Below are 13,378 nucleotides of genomic sequence, written 5' to 3'. Positions count from 1 at the left end.
ACCATGGACGCAGGCGGAATTGTCCTTATCGTCGTCGTCATCGCACTCATCCTGTTCGTCATGACGGTGCTCGTCCGTTCGGTGCGCATCATCCCGCAGGCGCGCGCCGGCGTCGTCGAACGCCTTGGCAAGTACCAGCGCACGCTTACGCCTGGCCTCACGCTCCTCATCCCGTTCGTCGATCGCCTCCTGCCGCTCCTCGACCTCCGCGAGCAGGTGGTCTCCTTCCCGCCCCAGCCGGTCATCACCTCGGACAACCTCGTTGTGTCGATCGACACGGTCGTGTACTTCCAGGTGACCGATGCTCGAGCCGCGACCTACGAGATCGCGAACTACATCCAGGCAGTCGAACAGCTCACGATCACGACGCTCCGCAACGTCGTCGGCGGGCTCAACCTCGAAGAGGCCCTGACCTCGCGTGACCAGATCAACGGCCAGCTCCGCGGCGTCCTCGACGAGGCGACCGGCCGCTGGGGCCTTCGCGTCTCGCGTGTCGAGCTCAAGGCCATCGAGCCGCCGCACTCGATCCAGGACTCGATGGAGAAGCAGATGCGGGCCGAGCGTGATCGGCGCGCCTTGATCCTCACGGCCGAGGGCACCAAGCAGTCGGCGATCCTCACGGCAGAGGGCGAACGGCAGGCGCAGATCCTCAAAGCCGAAGGCCAGGCAAAGGCCGCCGTCCTCAAGGCCGACGGCGAGTCCCAGGCCATCCAGAAGGTCTTTGAGGCCATCCACCGCGGCGACCCGGACCCCAAGCTCCTCGCCTACCAGTACCTCCAGACGCTGCCCAAGATCGCGGAGGGCGGCTCCAACAAGCTCTGGATCATCCCGAGCGAGGTCGGGGACGCACTCAAAGGCATCGGCGGGGTGCTCGGCAACGTCGGGCAAACGGCTGCCGCGGGGGTTGGCCCCTCAGCAGCGCCTTCCACGGCCGACGGCGTGGCGCCCTCGGCTGGAGGCGCTGAGCTGACCTCCGCGCCCGTGCCGAACCTGGAGGAGGACGCACGCGCCTTCGAGGAGGAGGCCTCCCGACCGTCAGAGCTCGATGCCGAGGCCCAACGGCTCCTCGAGCACCATCCACGCCGACTCGCCGGCGACGACGACACGCCCTGACCGACGCCACTGACCGCACCGAGCGCGCTCCTGCAGCGTCCGGCCTATAATGGGAAGTCCGCCCGGGAACACGCGAGCTCCGGCGGGCGTTGTCATGTGCGTCAGGCCCTGAGGCCGGGCAGCAGATCGTGAGGGAGAAGATATGAGCGACCGCAGCCTGCGCGGCATGCGTCTGGGTGCACAGTCCATGGAAAGCGAAGCCGGCGTCGAGCCGGCGCCGCGTCAGCGCGTCGAGTACCGGTGCGAGGACGGCGAGCAGGTTTTCGTGACGTTCTCCTCCGAGGCGGAGATCCCTCCCGTCTGGACGTCGAAGACCGGCAAGGAGGCGTTCCTCGTCGACGGCGAGCGGCCGTCCGAGAACGCCGAGAAGGCCGTTCGCACGCACTGGGACATGCTCCTCGAGCGGCGCAGCATCCCGGAGCTCGAGCAGATCCTCGAGGATCGCCTCGCGCTCCTCAGGGAGAAGCGCGGAGAGCGCGCCGGCTGACGCACGGCACAGTGCACTTGTCGGACGATTGAGGGGCGGGAACCGAATGGGTTCCCGCCCCTCAATCGTCGTCCGCGCTCTGGATGAGGCGCCCTATCCCGCGCCGCCACCGCGCTCGACTACGCTGCTCGGGCGGATGGTTTCTCCCGCCACCGAGAGCTGGACAGGGCCACGGAACACCTCGGCAGCGTCCACGAGAGCCTGAGCGCCCATCGCAGGATCAGAAAGATGCGTCAGGACGAGGCGTCTCACGCTGGCTTCGGAGGCCAGCTCGCCAGCCATTCTGGCGGTGAGGTGCCCGTGCCCCACCAGCGCGTCGTCGTCGGCCTCGAGATAGGTCGCTTCGCACACGAAGATGTCGGCATCCGCTGCCGCCTCGAGAACTGGCCGGCAGTAGCCGGTGTCCGAGGAGAAGGCGACCACCCCACCGTCCGGCGATTCGAAGCGCAGGGCCGCCGATGGAACGCTGTGGTGGGCGGCGTAGGAGCGGAACTGCAGTCCGTCCGCCTCCAACGAGGTCACGCCATCCCGCGCAAGGCCGCGTATCTCCCATGACTGGAGGATCGGGCTGTTCATGGTTGGCAGGGACTCGATGCCGAAGAGCTCGTCGAACCTTCTCAGGCGATCGATCTCCTCGCGGGGGACGTAGACGGGGATCCGTGGCCGCACCTGTGGGAAGGTCCATCTGTAGGCCCACGCCATGAGGTCGAGGCTGTGGTCGGCGTGCAAATGTGTCACGACGATGGCCCGGAGCTCAGCAAGGTCGTGGCCCGCCTGGCAGTAGGCGAGGAGCGAACCGGGTCCCGCATCGACGAGGATGAGTCCAGTCCGACCGTGCACAAGGTACGAGGAGGCTGCACCATGCGCGGTCGGCGCTGTTGCGCTGCCGCCCAGGATTTCGAGTTCGAGCAATGGGGTTCCTTCAGTTGGGCGAGCCGATGAGGAGGCTCGCGTGGCCTGGTCGCACAGCGACGCGGACGTGCCTGGGGACGCCGACATCAGCTGGAGTTCGGATGGTGAGGACGGTCCCCGCCGCCTCGAGCGTGATGTGGAGCGCCTCGCCGACGAACTCGGTATGGGTCACTTCGGCGTCAAGCGCTGTTTGATCGCGAGGCGCGTCGCCAACGATCATGAGCGACTCGGGGCGCATCAGAACGCGCGTTCGTCCGTGGGCCGAAGTCCGCTTGACGAGTCCGTCGAGAGGCACCCGCCAGCGGCCGTCGAAGAGCACGGCATGCTCCCCGTCGAGATGCGCATCGAGCAGCCGAGACCCGGCGAGGAAATCCGCAACCAAGGCGTCGGCCGGGTCGTTCCAGAGCTCGCGAGCTGTGCCGAACTGCACGATGCGACCCTCGCGGAGCACAGCGATCCTCTGTCCGAGGGCAAGCGCCTCGCGCTGATCGTGGGTCACAAGGAGCGTCGCGCTGTCCGCAGCGCGCAGCAGCTCGGCGAGCTCTCGCCGGAGACCGCCACGAAGCTGCGGGTCAAGAGCTGCCATCGGCTCGTCAAGCAAGAGCACGCTCGGTTCGACGGCGAGGGCCCGGGCGAGGGCCACCCGCTGGCGCTGTCCGCCCGAGAGCTGGTCTGGACGGCGATCGGCGAGATGTCCGAGGGACGTGAGCTCGAGGAGCCCGTCGACGGTGCGCTGGCGCTTTGTCGCAGGGACTCTCCGCGCCCGCATGCCGTACGCGATGTTGGCCGCGACGCTCATGTGCGGAAACAGGGCGTAGTTCTGAGGAACGAGTCCTACGCCGCGCGAGGGCGGGGCAGCACGAGTGACGTCGAGCCCTCTGATCGCGATGCGTCCTTCGCTGAGCGGAACGAGGCCGGCGACCGCACGGAGAGTCGTGCTCTTCCCACACCCGGAAGGGCCGACGAGTGCGACTGTTTCTCCGGGGGCCACGTCGAGGGTGATCTCCCCCGCCGCCACCGTTCCGCCGTAGCGCACGGTGGCCCGCTCGATGAGGAGCCCTGCGTGGGCCGCGAGGGATTCCGGGACGATCGTCATGTCTTGCTCCTTCCTGCCCGTCGCTGCAGGGCAACGATCGCGCCGAGCACTGGCACGATGAAGGCGATGAAGATGATGGTCTGGGCGGAGGCGAGCTCGAGGCGCCCTGTCGAATAGGCGTCGAACAGAGCGAACGGAATCGTGGGCGCCGCGGGCGGATTCACGAAGAAGCTGATGTTGAACTCGCCGAAAGACAGTGCGAAGACCATGGCTGCTGCCTGTGCGAGCCCTACGGCGCACGCGGGAATCGTGATGGTCCGGGCCACGCGCACGTGGCTCGCGCCAAGGCTCCGCGCCACGTCCTCAGCCGCCCGCAGGCTGGGATCGGCGAGCACAGGGACGAGTGCGGCGAGGGTGAACGGAAGCGTGAAGACGAGGTGGGCCATGACGAGGAGGAATCCGCTCGGACGCAACGGCGGGAAGGTCCCCACGAGGGCCACGCTCAAAGCGATTCCGGGAATGGCGAGCGGAACGTTCACGAGGTAGCCGACAAGGAATGTCGCCCACGACGGGCGCCGTGCAACCCACCACGAAATCACGCCGCCGAGCAGGAGATTGAGCAGGACGACGCCCAGCGCGATCGCGAGACTTCGGGCGACCACTGGAGCGAGTGGGACCCAGGCGTAGCCGAGCCAGTCGAGCGTGGGTCCACCGCCCCACGGGCCGTGGGAGAAGTCGACGCTGGTGGCGGCGATGGCGGTCGCGAGAATCGGCAGCAGGACGAATGACAGGACGACGGCGAGTACGGCTCGGTTCATGCGCGGCTCACCGCCCACTTCGCGCCCCGCGATAGGAGCCGCCCCACCGCGATGGCCGCCACGGCGCCGAGCGCCAAGAGAACGGCAAGCGTCGACGAATCGGCGAGGCGATAGCCAGTCGTGAGTTCGTTGACGACATTCAGCGGGAGCAGTCGCACACCTTCAGACAATGTGGCGACCGTGCCGTAGCCGCCAAGGGCCACGGCGCTCGCCGTCGCGCACGTCTCAATGACGGCAGGCAGGAGCATCGGAAGGGTCACGGTCGCGAAAACACGCACTCGCGATGCCCCGAGAGTTCGGGCGCATTCAGCGAGCGCGGGGTCGAGAGCGGCGGCAGCGCCCCGCAGAGGTCCGAGCACGCGGGGGAAGCTGAAGTAGACGTACGCCACGAGCATCCCGCCGAAAACGTACGCAAACCCGGAAAATCCTTCCCAGATGAGGCCGAGGAGGCCTGTCCGTCCCACGAGCACGATGGCGAAGAACCCGATGATGATGCCCGGGAGGGCCATCGGGAGAGCCAGCAGCGTGTCGGCGGCCGAGGCGCTGGCCCTCTCCCGCCGGGCTGCGCTGCGCTTGCCTTGGCGAAGGACGATCGGCAGGACGAGCCCGAGGCTGATGCAGACGCTCCCGATGGCAACAAGCACAGAGTTTCCCAGAGCAGAACTGACGCTCTTCGATGCGAAGGCTCGGTCATAGTGTTCGAGGGTGAAGCCACCACTGGCCGGTGCGATACCTACGCCGAAGGAGTTGGCCACCAGGACGGCGACCGGATACACACTGAACAGCAGGACCGGCGCAAGCGCGAGGACCAGGACGAAAGCCCCGGGGAGCACGTCTCCGAATCGAAGGCCGCGCGGCGCTGAGAGCGACCCGGTCGGCATCAGAAGCCGACCTTGTCTTGGTACAGCTTGATGAAGTCTTGCTGCACCGCGCCCTGCTTCGCGTAGTCGATCGTCACCGCACGCCGGTAGTCCGCGTCCGGCAGCACTTTGGCGGCGATATCCGCCGGGACGCTCCCAACCACTGGGCGCATGTAGCCCTTCGCGAACAGTTCTTGCCCATCCTTCGAGAAGTAGAAGTCCAGCAGCGCCTGCCCATTGGCGCGATGGGGCGCTCCCGCCACGAGCCCCACAATGTAGGGGATCTGGAGCGATCCTTCCTCAGGAATGACCACCTGGACGTTCGCTCCGGTGTCGCGAAGCTTGTAGCCGTTGAAATCCGTGTCGATGAGGATCGGGATCTCGCCTTGGGCGACCTTCGCCGTCGCCGTCTGGGCAGAGGTCGAAGCGCCGTTTTCCTTCAGCGCCCTCAGATACTCGAGCCCTGGACGCCAGTCATCGAGGCTCCCGCCGAGCGAGAGATTGGCTGCTGTCGCGACCGAGTATCCGACGGCCGCCTGCGTCGGGTCGAGATACCCGACCTTCCCCTTGTACTTCGGGTCGAGGAGATCCTTCCATCTCGTGGGGACCGGGGCACCGCCCAGATGGTCCTTGTTCACGATGAAGGCGACCGTGCCGGTGTGCACGGCCGACCAGAGGCCCCCTGGATCCCGCAGGCCGGTGGGTACAGCTTGGGCCCCGGCGGGGACGTACTTCTCGAGGACACCAGCTGCCGAGAGCTGGCCCGCGAAGGCGATGCCAGCGTAGGCTACGTCCGCAACCGGCGCCCCCTTCTCGGCCTGGAGTGCGGCAAGCGCCTGGCCGGAGTTCTTCGGATCATTGGGGGCGCTGATGCCGGTCTTCTTGGTGAAGGCTGGAAGCACCTCGCCGAAGTTTCCCCATTGGGCCGGCGAGTTGTAGGTGATCACGACAGAGTCACCCGAAGCCGACGGTTTGGACTGCGAGGCGTCCGCAGGCGGAGTCACGTTTCCGCACGCAGTGAGAACTGATGCGACTGAGATCAGGGAAATGATTCCGGTGAGTGCGGTTCGACGAGAGATCATGGCTGTTCCTCCGAGAAAGGTGCGAGTGCGGCGGCTCGGGCCGCCGATGCTTAAACCATTCAGCACCGCCGTGGCCGCTCGGGTGAATCTTGCTGAACGCTTGCCCCAGGGAAACCGAACATCAGGTGAACCGGCCGCGGGTTATCGGCCGGCTGCACGAGGGCCCGCATCTGCAAGGTTGATACTTGAACGACCGCGGCTGTCGCCCGCGGAGAAGCCCAATCAGAGGAGGCACATGGCCGCGCGGCCCACGCTCTTGGATGTCGCACAGCGCGCAGGCGTCTCAACTGCTCTCGCCAGCTACGCCCTGAACGGGACCGGCCGCGTGGCGGCGTCGACCGTCGAACGCGTGCTCGCGGCGGCCCGTGACCTCGACTACCACGCGGACGCCCGGGCGCGCAGCCTGCGCACCGGACGGTCGACCGTCTATGGCGTCATCATCCGGAACATGCGGAACCCGTTCTTCCTCAACGTGCTGCGCGGCATGGAAATGCGCGCGGAGGAGGACGAGGCGTCGCTGCTCATCATCAACTCGGCCTACGACCCGGCCCGCGAGGCTGCCGCCCTCCGACGGCTCACGGCAGAGGGGGTTGGCGGCATCGCGATCGCCCCGATCGGCCGAAAGGGTCCGCTTGCCGAATGGGCGGCAGCGCACTCAAGCCTTCCCGTCGTCGCGTTCAACCGGACGCCGGACCCAGCCGATCGTGCGACATCGGCCCGAGTTCCCACCGTCGGTCCTGACGATCCCAGCGCCGTGCAGCTCGCCGTGGGACACCTCCGCGAACGTGGGCACCGCAGTGCCATTCTCGTCGCGGCGCCCACCGAGCTCGCCGCAGACTGGGGGCGAGAGGCCGAGTTCATCCGGCTCTGCGGGGAATGGAACATGGAGGGCCGGATCATTCGCTGCCCCCTCGATCACGAAAGCGTCTCGCGAGCCGTGGCGCGTTCCCTGAGAGGCGCAGCCCACCAGGCGTTCGTGGTCAATTCAGACTATCTGGCGGCGGCCATCTACGACGCGGCGCATTCATGCGGCAAACGCATTGGGTGTGACGTGAGCGTCATCGGCCACGACGACCTGGCGACGTCCGCCCTCCTCGCGCCCGGCCTGACGACAATTGCCTTCGACCAGGAACGACTGGGGCGCCAGATCATGACCATGCTGCTCGACGCACGATCAGAGCCGCGAGACATCCGCCTCCCGGTCCGCCTCGTCGCGCGGGATTCGGTCGCGGACCTTCGCGCTCCCTAGCCCCTGAGTCGAAGTCTCAGCGCTCGGCGCGGCGCGTGAGCCGCGCCCAGCGATCGGAAAGGCCCCACTTCGTGACGTTGAGCATGGCCTCGACGACGATGTTCCCGCTCATCTTCGACGAGCCGAGCTCGCGCTCGACAAAGGTCACGGGTACCTCGACGACGGAGAGCCCCATCTTCGCAACCCGCCACGCGAGGTCGACCTGGAAACCGTAGCCGACCGACTCGACGGCGCCCAGATCGAGCTTCTCGAGCGTCGTGCGGCGGAAGGCACGATATCCGGCAGTCATGTCCTTGACCTTGAGGCCGAGCATGATCCGCGCATAGGTGCTGCCGGTCCGCGAGATGAGCTGACGGTAGAACGGCCAGTTCACGACCGACCCGCCGGGAACCCAGCGCGAGCCGATCACGAGATCAGCGCCACTCTCGATCGCATCGAGAAGACGCGGAAGCTGCTCAGGCTGGTGCGATCCGTCTGCGTCCATTTCGATGATGACGTCGTAGTCCCGCTCGAGGCCCCACTTGAAGCCGGCGATGTAAGCGGCCCCGAGGCCCTCCTTGCCCCTGCGGTGCATGACGTGAACCTGGGAATCCTCCGCGGCGATGCGATCGGCCAGCGCACCGGTTCCATCAGGGCTGTTGTCGTCGGTCACGAGCACGTCGGACGCGGGCACCGCCGAACGCAGCCGCCCGAGAGTCTTGGGAAGGGACTCGAGCTCGTTGTACGTCGGGATGATCGTCAGAATACGCACGCGGGCGTCCCTTTCGGAGACTGGACAGGGTCGGCGCCCGCGGAAGAGGGCGCAATGTCCCATTATATCCAGTGCCCAGGCAGGCCCACGCGCCTTCGGGCCAGTCGCGGGGCTGGCAGCTGGTCAGTCCCCCGACTGTTTTCTACTGACACGTGGACCTGCCCCCAGGGGCAGTGCCACCGCCCGAGCTGCTCGGCGGCGACTGGACTGTCCGCACCGCGGCGCAGCCCGATGACAATCGATCCTACGTGCCCCACCAGTCCTGTCAACCGTCTCCCGACCTGCGACGACGCACGTTTCCCCACCTCAGCTCGCTTTTCGGCGTGCCCGGAAAGGCTCTCACCGCCGCAAACCGCGACACATGACGCAAGTCACGCGGCGAATCCCTCAGCGCGAAAGAGCTCGACGCCGCGATGAACTGTCGCGAGGCAGCGCGGACGGTTCTCGGTGTCGAGGGCCGGGAGCAACGGGGTGCGGGCCCTCGGGTCGGTGCTCCACGCCTGCACCCGCTCGTCGGCAACCTGGACCATGAGTTCGTCGACCTCCCACACGGCAAAGCTCGCAGGCGCTCCCGGAACGAGCTGACCGATGAGCGGGTGCGGGTGCCGAACGGCGCGCCAGCCCGCTCGGGTGTGACCGATGAACGCGGCCCGAGCCGAGATGCGCTCACTCGGAGTCGAATGCCGCAAGCATGCCGCCACACTCGCCCACGGATCGAGGGCGCAGACGGGCGCGTCGCTGCCGAAACACACGGGGACCCCTGCCGAGGCGAAGCTCGCGAACGGATTCATTCCCCTGCTGCGCGTGCCCAGACGCCGATCGTAGAGCTGGCCGGGCGTCCCCCAGGCCGCGTCGAAGAGCGGCTGCGCACTCACGGTCACGGCATGGCCCGCAAGCGCCGAGATCGCCTCGGCGGACGCCATCTCCACATGCTCGAGGCGATGCCCGGCCGCGCGGATGGCCGAGGCTCCAACGCGTTCGGAAGCACGGCGAAGGCCCTCGAGCGCGATCGCGAGCCCGCCGTCGCCGATCACGTGGAAGCCGCCCTGAATCCCCAGCTCGGAGCACGCCGCGAGATGCCGTGCCACCTGTTCCGGGTCGAGGTACGCCACCCCGCGGCGTCCGGCATCGTCGTCGTAGTCCTCTGTGAGGAACGCGGTCCGGGAGCCGATGGAGCCGTCAATGCTCAGGTCGCCGGCGAAGCCCAGGACCGGAACGCCCAGTTCGGCAAGGAGCGCGCGCCCCTCGTCCGCCTCGGAGATGAGCTGGCCCCAGTACGCCATGACCTCGGGGAGCGCGTCGTCGCCGCGATCCCCGAGCAAGAGACGGAGGTCTTCGATCCCGGCGATCTGGGGCGCCGCCTGTTCGACGAGGGCGACGTAGCCCTGTCTCGCGGCGTGCTCGAGCGCCGTGCGGTGGAGGGCCCTGAGCTCGGCGGGGCGAGAGGGCCTCGCGGTCTCCCGGATCGCCCCGAGCGCGGCCTGTGTAGCCACCGGGCCGTTCGACCATCCCTCGAGAGGGGCGGCGCCCGCGGCGGCGGTCAGGCCAGCGGTGACGAGCGCCGAGTGGACGTCGACGCGTACGAGGAACGCCTCGCGGCCGGAGGCCGCTCGGTGGAGCTCCTCCGCCGTGGGCAGCGTCGGATCGTCCCACAGAGACTCGTCCCAGCCGTGGCCGCGCAGGATGCCCTCTGCTGCGGGTGCAGCGGACACCGCATCGAGGAGCTCTCTGGCCGAACGGACGCCCGTTAGGTCAAGCGATTGCAGGGCCAGGCCCGTGTCGGCAAGGTGGACGTGCGAGTCGACGAATCCGGGCGCCACGAGCGCTCCGTCGAGGTCAACAATCCTCGTCCCGGGGCCCGCAATCGACTCGGCGGCGTGTTCCGTGCCGACCCACGCCACGGTGTCGCCGTCGACGAGCATGGCCGACGCCAAGGGATCCGCGGTCGAGTAGACCGAGCCGTTGCGATAGAGGGTCAGAGCACGTTCTGCGGGCGTGCCGGATTCATTCATGCCTTGCGTGGCCTTTCTGTTGGCGGCGCTGTCGACGCGGCGCTGTCGATGCGGCGTTGGGCGTGCATTCCGTGCCGAAACCGTTCGGTCAGTCGGCGACGCCCGAGTAGGCGACGACGCCGCGCTTGATGCTGTCGATCCCGGCGTGGCAGAGTCGCCGCACGCGCGGCTCGATGCCTGGGACGTCGGCGAGCTGGTCGAGCAGGTCGATGACCTGCTTGACCCACCGCACGAAGTCCCCCGCAGCGAGTTCGGTGCCCGCGAGCACGTTCTGGAGGTCGCGCCCGCGCGCCCACTTGTACAGCGGCCACACGAGCCCGAAATCGGGCTCCGCGGTGCGCGGGAGGCGGTGCTGTTCCTCGACGTCCTCGAGCTGGGACCACTCCCGGAGCACGATGTCGACAGCGATGTCGAGCGAAACGGTCGGCATTTTGGGCGGCAGGCCCGGCTCGTCGCGCTTCGCCTGATACACGAGGATGCTTGCGAGGGCCGCGAGCTCCGCTTCGTCGACGTCGTCGAACGCACCGGCTCGTAGGGCGAGCGCGGTGAGAAGATCTTTGTCCCCGTAGATGCGGCGAAGCTGCTGGCCCCGGTCCGTCACGCGGAGGTCGCCGTCGGCGCCCTCGAGGCAGCCGTAGGCTTCGAGGACCTCGCACACGCGGTCGAACGTCTTGGCGATCGTGTTGGTGCGCCCCTGGATCTGTTCGACCAGTCGGTCGGTCTCACGGCGCAGCCTGGTCCAGCGATCGGCCCACCGCGCGTGGTCTTCGCGTTCGGCACAGCCATGGCACGGATGCGTGCGCAGTCTGCGCCGCAGCTCCGCGATCCGCTGTTCGGTGTCCTCGTAGCCCGCGGCGAAGGCGAAGTCGCGCCGAGAGCGGCGCGGCTCATGCCGACCCGGGGCGTGGTCGCGCGCCGCGTCGTGCCCACTGCGCGAGCGGTCGACGGCGTGGCGCATCGATGCGGCGAGGTCGCGCCGGTCCTTGGGCCGCTTGGGGTCAAAATGCTTGGGGATCCGGATCCGGGCGATCGGCTCGATGGGACCCTCGAGGTCCTGGAACCCGATACGGCGCAGATCGTGGTCGAAGGTCAGCACGTGCGGGCGGGGTTCGCGAGCGTTCGTGTCCGCGGCCAGGACGACGGCGGTGCCGCTCAGCCGACCCTGCGCGAACTCGACGACGTCGCCGGGCTGGAGACGCGCGAGCGAGTCGACGGTCATGTTCCGCCGTGCCCGGCCGGCCTCGCGGGACGCGTACTTCTCGGCGGACGAGAGCTCCTCGCGGAGGCGCGCGTACTCGGTGAAGTCGCCGAGGTGACAGGTCATGGCCTTTTCGTAGCCCGCGAGCGATTCCTCACGGTCGCGCACTTGCCGCGCGAGCCCCACGACCGAGCGGTCGGCCTGGAACTGCGCGAAGGAGCTTTCGAGGATGTCGCGTGCCCTCTTTCGGCCGAATTGGGCCACGAGGTTGATGCTCATGTTGTATGTAGGCCGGAAGCTCGAGTTGAGCGGATAGGTCCGGCGGGACGCGAGCCCCGCGAGGGCCGCTGGATCGAGCCCAGGCCGCCATTGGACGACGGCGTGCCCCTCGACGTCGATGCCGCGCCGCCCGGCGCGGCCCGTGAGCTGCGTGTACTCCCCCGCCGTGATGTCGACGTGGGCCTCGCCGTTGAACTTCTCGAGCTTCTCGATGAGGACGCTCCGCGCAGGCATGTTGACGCCCAGCGCAAGAGTCTCCGTCGCAAACACAGCCTTGACGAGGCCAGCCGCGAAGAGCTTCTCGACGACTTCCTTGAACGTCGGCAGAAGGCCCGCATGATGAGCGGCGAGACCCCGCAGCAGCCCCTCGCGCCAGCCCCAGAACCCCAGAACGCCGAGGTCCGAGGGCGGAAGATCCTTCGCGGCGGCCTCAACGGCCTCGGCGATCTGGGTGCGTTCGGCCGGAGTCGTGAGGTCGAGGCCCGCGTCGACGCACTGCTGCACGGCGGCGTCGCATCCGGCCCTCGAGAAGATGAAGTCGATCGCCGGGAGCAGCCCCTGCCGCTCAAGCGATTGGATCATCTGGGGACGGCTCGCGCGCGTCGCGGACGCCTGGACGCCTTCGGGGCGCCCGCCCTGCCGCCCGCCGGCAGGACCGCGCGAACGGTCGTCCCGCCGTCGTCCTCTGCCGCCGTGCGCGAATCGGGCGCGGTAATCGGCGTGCGACTCGCGCCGCGCGATCTCGGCCAGTTCGGGATTGACGGAGGTCAGCTCTCGGGGCTCCCCCGCCCGCGCCGCCGGACGCTCCGCGGCGTCCGCGGAGCGCGCCGCGTCCGGGACTCCTAGGTGGTCGTGCGCATCGGCGAGATCCTCGAAGGACTGACGCGTGGCGAAGAGGTCGACGAGCCGCCGCCCGACCATGACGTGCTGCCAGAGCGGCACTGGCCGGTGCTCCGAGACGACGATGTCCGTCTCGCCCCGCACCGTGTCGAGCCAGGCCCCGAATTCCTCGGCGTTCGAGACGGTCGCGCTCAAGGACACGACGCGGACGTCCTTCGGGAGGTGGATGATCACCTCTTCCCAGACCGCGCCGCGGAATCGGTCAGCGAGATAGTGCACCTCGTCCATGACCACATAGCCGAGTCCGTCGAGCGTCGACGAGCCTGCGTAGAGCATGTTGCGGAGGACCTCGGTCGTCATGACGACGACGGGCGCCTCGCCGTTGAGCGTGACGTCTCCCGTGAGCAGGCCCACTCGGTCGGCTCCGTACGCCTCGCACAGCTCGCTGTACTTCTGGTTCGACAGGGCCTTGATGGGCGTCGTGTAGAAGGCCTTGAGCCCTCGGCGGAGCGCGAGATAGACGGCGAACTCACCCACGACCGTCTTGCCGGCACCGGTCGGCGCGGCGACGAGGACGCCGTTACCCGCTTCGAGCGCGCGGCACGACTCGCGCTGGAAAGGGTCCAGCGGAAACGGCAGGTCGGCGGCAAAGGCCCCCAGCTCGGTCTTGGCGAAGGCCCGGCGTTCGGCGTCGAGGGCGAACCGCTCTGCCGGGCTGAGGTTGTCGGGGACAGAGGACAT

The 13,378-nt window shown here is 68.2% G+C and carries 11 protein-coding genes; 3 read left to right on the top strand and 8 right to left on the bottom strand.

What is annotated here, in order from left to right:
- Positions 1–3: 3 nt before the first annotated feature.
- Together RBS12_RS01825 and RBS12_RS01820 are read left to right on the top strand one after the other, a co-directional pair.
- Entirely contained in the window at positions 4–1,113 is a 1,110-nt protein-coding gene (locus RBS12_RS01825; protein WP_307964329.1) for an SPFH domain-containing protein, read from the top strand.
- A gap of 142 nt (positions 1,114–1,255) precedes the next feature.
- A complete protein-coding gene (locus RBS12_RS01820) occupies positions 1,256–1,600 on the top strand; it encodes an RNA polymerase-binding protein RbpA (RefSeq protein ID WP_307964328.1) in 345 nt (114 codons plus the stop codon).
- Positions 1,601–1,693: 93 nt separating this feature from the next.
- Here the strand turns inward: RBS12_RS01820 and RBS12_RS01815 are convergent, their stop codons facing one another.
- From RBS12_RS01815 to RBS12_RS01795, 5 genes are all read right to left on the bottom strand, one after another.
- On the bottom strand, positions 1,694–2,512 hold the full coding sequence (locus tag RBS12_RS01815; RefSeq protein WP_307964327.1) for an MBL fold metallo-hydrolase: 819 nt from the start codon (positions 2,510–2,512) through the stop codon (positions 1,694–1,696).
- A 10-nt stretch (positions 2,513–2,522) separates the two neighbouring features.
- Positions 2,523–3,608: an ABC transporter ATP-binding protein gene (locus RBS12_RS01810; protein ID WP_307964326.1), complete on the bottom strand. Its 1,086-nt coding sequence runs from the start codon at positions 3,606–3,608 to the stop codon at positions 2,523–2,525.
- The gene (locus tag RBS12_RS01805) at positions 3,605–4,366 is read right to left on the bottom strand and encodes a hypothetical protein (protein WP_307964325.1); all 762 of its coding nucleotides are present in this window, start codon (positions 4,364–4,366) and stop codon (positions 3,605–3,607) included. Before RBS12_RS01805 ends, RBS12_RS01810 begins: the two co-directional genes overlap by 4 nt.
- Complete coding sequence (locus RBS12_RS01800; RefSeq protein ID WP_307964324.1) at positions 4,363–5,010, bottom strand: ABC transporter permease subunit; 648 nt, start codon at positions 5,008–5,010, stop codon at positions 4,363–4,365. The genes RBS12_RS01805 and RBS12_RS01800 overlap by 4 nt, the downstream gene beginning before the upstream one ends.
- 236 nt (positions 5,011–5,246) lie before the next feature.
- Complete coding sequence (locus tag RBS12_RS01795; RefSeq protein ID WP_307964323.1) at positions 5,247–6,173, bottom strand: extracellular solute-binding protein; 927 nt, start codon at positions 6,171–6,173, stop codon at positions 5,247–5,249.
- Between the two features lie 370 nt (positions 6,174–6,543).
- Between RBS12_RS01795 and RBS12_RS01790 the strand changes: the two genes are divergently transcribed.
- Entirely contained in the window at positions 6,544–7,557 is a 1,014-nt protein-coding gene (locus tag RBS12_RS01790; RefSeq protein WP_307964322.1) for a LacI family DNA-binding transcriptional regulator, read from the top strand.
- Positions 7,558–7,573: 16 nt separating this feature from the next.
- On the opposite strand, the gene RBS12_RS01785 is transcribed toward RBS12_RS01790, so the two are convergent.
- The 3 genes from RBS12_RS01785 to RBS12_RS01775 all read right to left on the bottom strand — a co-directional run bounded on the left by RBS12_RS01785 (position 7,574) and on the right by RBS12_RS01775 (position 13,378).
- Entirely contained in the window at positions 7,574–8,308 is a 735-nt protein-coding gene (locus RBS12_RS01785) for a polyprenol monophosphomannose synthase (protein WP_307964321.1), read from the bottom strand.
- Positions 8,309–8,679: 371 nt separating this feature from the next.
- The gene (locus tag RBS12_RS01780) at positions 8,680–10,320 is read right to left on the bottom strand and encodes an amidohydrolase family protein (RefSeq protein ID WP_307964320.1); all 1,641 of its coding nucleotides are present in this window, start codon (positions 10,318–10,320) and stop codon (positions 8,680–8,682) included.
- A gap of 88 nt (positions 10,321–10,408) precedes the next feature.
- Positions 10,409–13,378 (bottom strand): DEAD/DEAH box helicase, encoded by a 2,970-nt coding sequence (locus tag RBS12_RS01775; protein WP_307964319.1) that lies wholly within the window; start codon positions 13,376–13,378, stop codon positions 10,409–10,411.

Origin of the sequence: Sinomonas sp. ASV322, assembly GCF_030908245.1 — a bacterium.
GTDB lineage: Bacteria > Actinomycetota > Actinomycetes > Actinomycetales > Micrococcaceae > Sinomonas.
Note: the sequence above shows the minus strand (reverse complement) of the source record. Positions and strands in the feature narration are given on the sequence as shown.

What these genes read in the sequence shown, in the direction of transcription:
- RBS12_RS01790 (WP_307964322.1), top strand. Translation starts at nt 6,544, where the DNA reads ATGGCCGCGCGGCCCACGCTCTTGGATGTCGCACAGCGCGCAGGCGTC.
- RBS12_RS01775 (WP_307964319.1), bottom strand. Translation starts at nt 13,378, where the DNA reads ATGTCCTCTGTCCCCGACAACCTCAGCCCGGCAGAGCGGTTCGCCCTC.
- RBS12_RS01825 (WP_307964329.1), top strand. Translation starts at nt 4, where the DNA reads ATGGACGCAGGCGGAATTGTCCTTATCGTCGTCGTCATCGCACTCATC.
- RBS12_RS01780 (WP_307964320.1), bottom strand. Translation starts at nt 10,320, where the DNA reads ATGAATGAATCCGGCACGCCCGCAGAACGTGCTCTGACCCTCTATCGC.
- RBS12_RS01810 (WP_307964326.1), bottom strand. Translation starts at nt 3,608, where the DNA reads ATGACGATCGTCCCGGAATCCCTCGCGGCCCACGCAGGGCTCCTCATC.
- RBS12_RS01820 (WP_307964328.1), top strand. Translation starts at nt 1,256, where the DNA reads ATGAGCGACCGCAGCCTGCGCGGCATGCGTCTGGGTGCACAGTCCATG.
- RBS12_RS01805 (WP_307964325.1), bottom strand. Translation starts at nt 4,366, where the DNA reads ATGAACCGAGCCGTACTCGCCGTCGTCCTGTCATTCGTCCTGCTGCCG.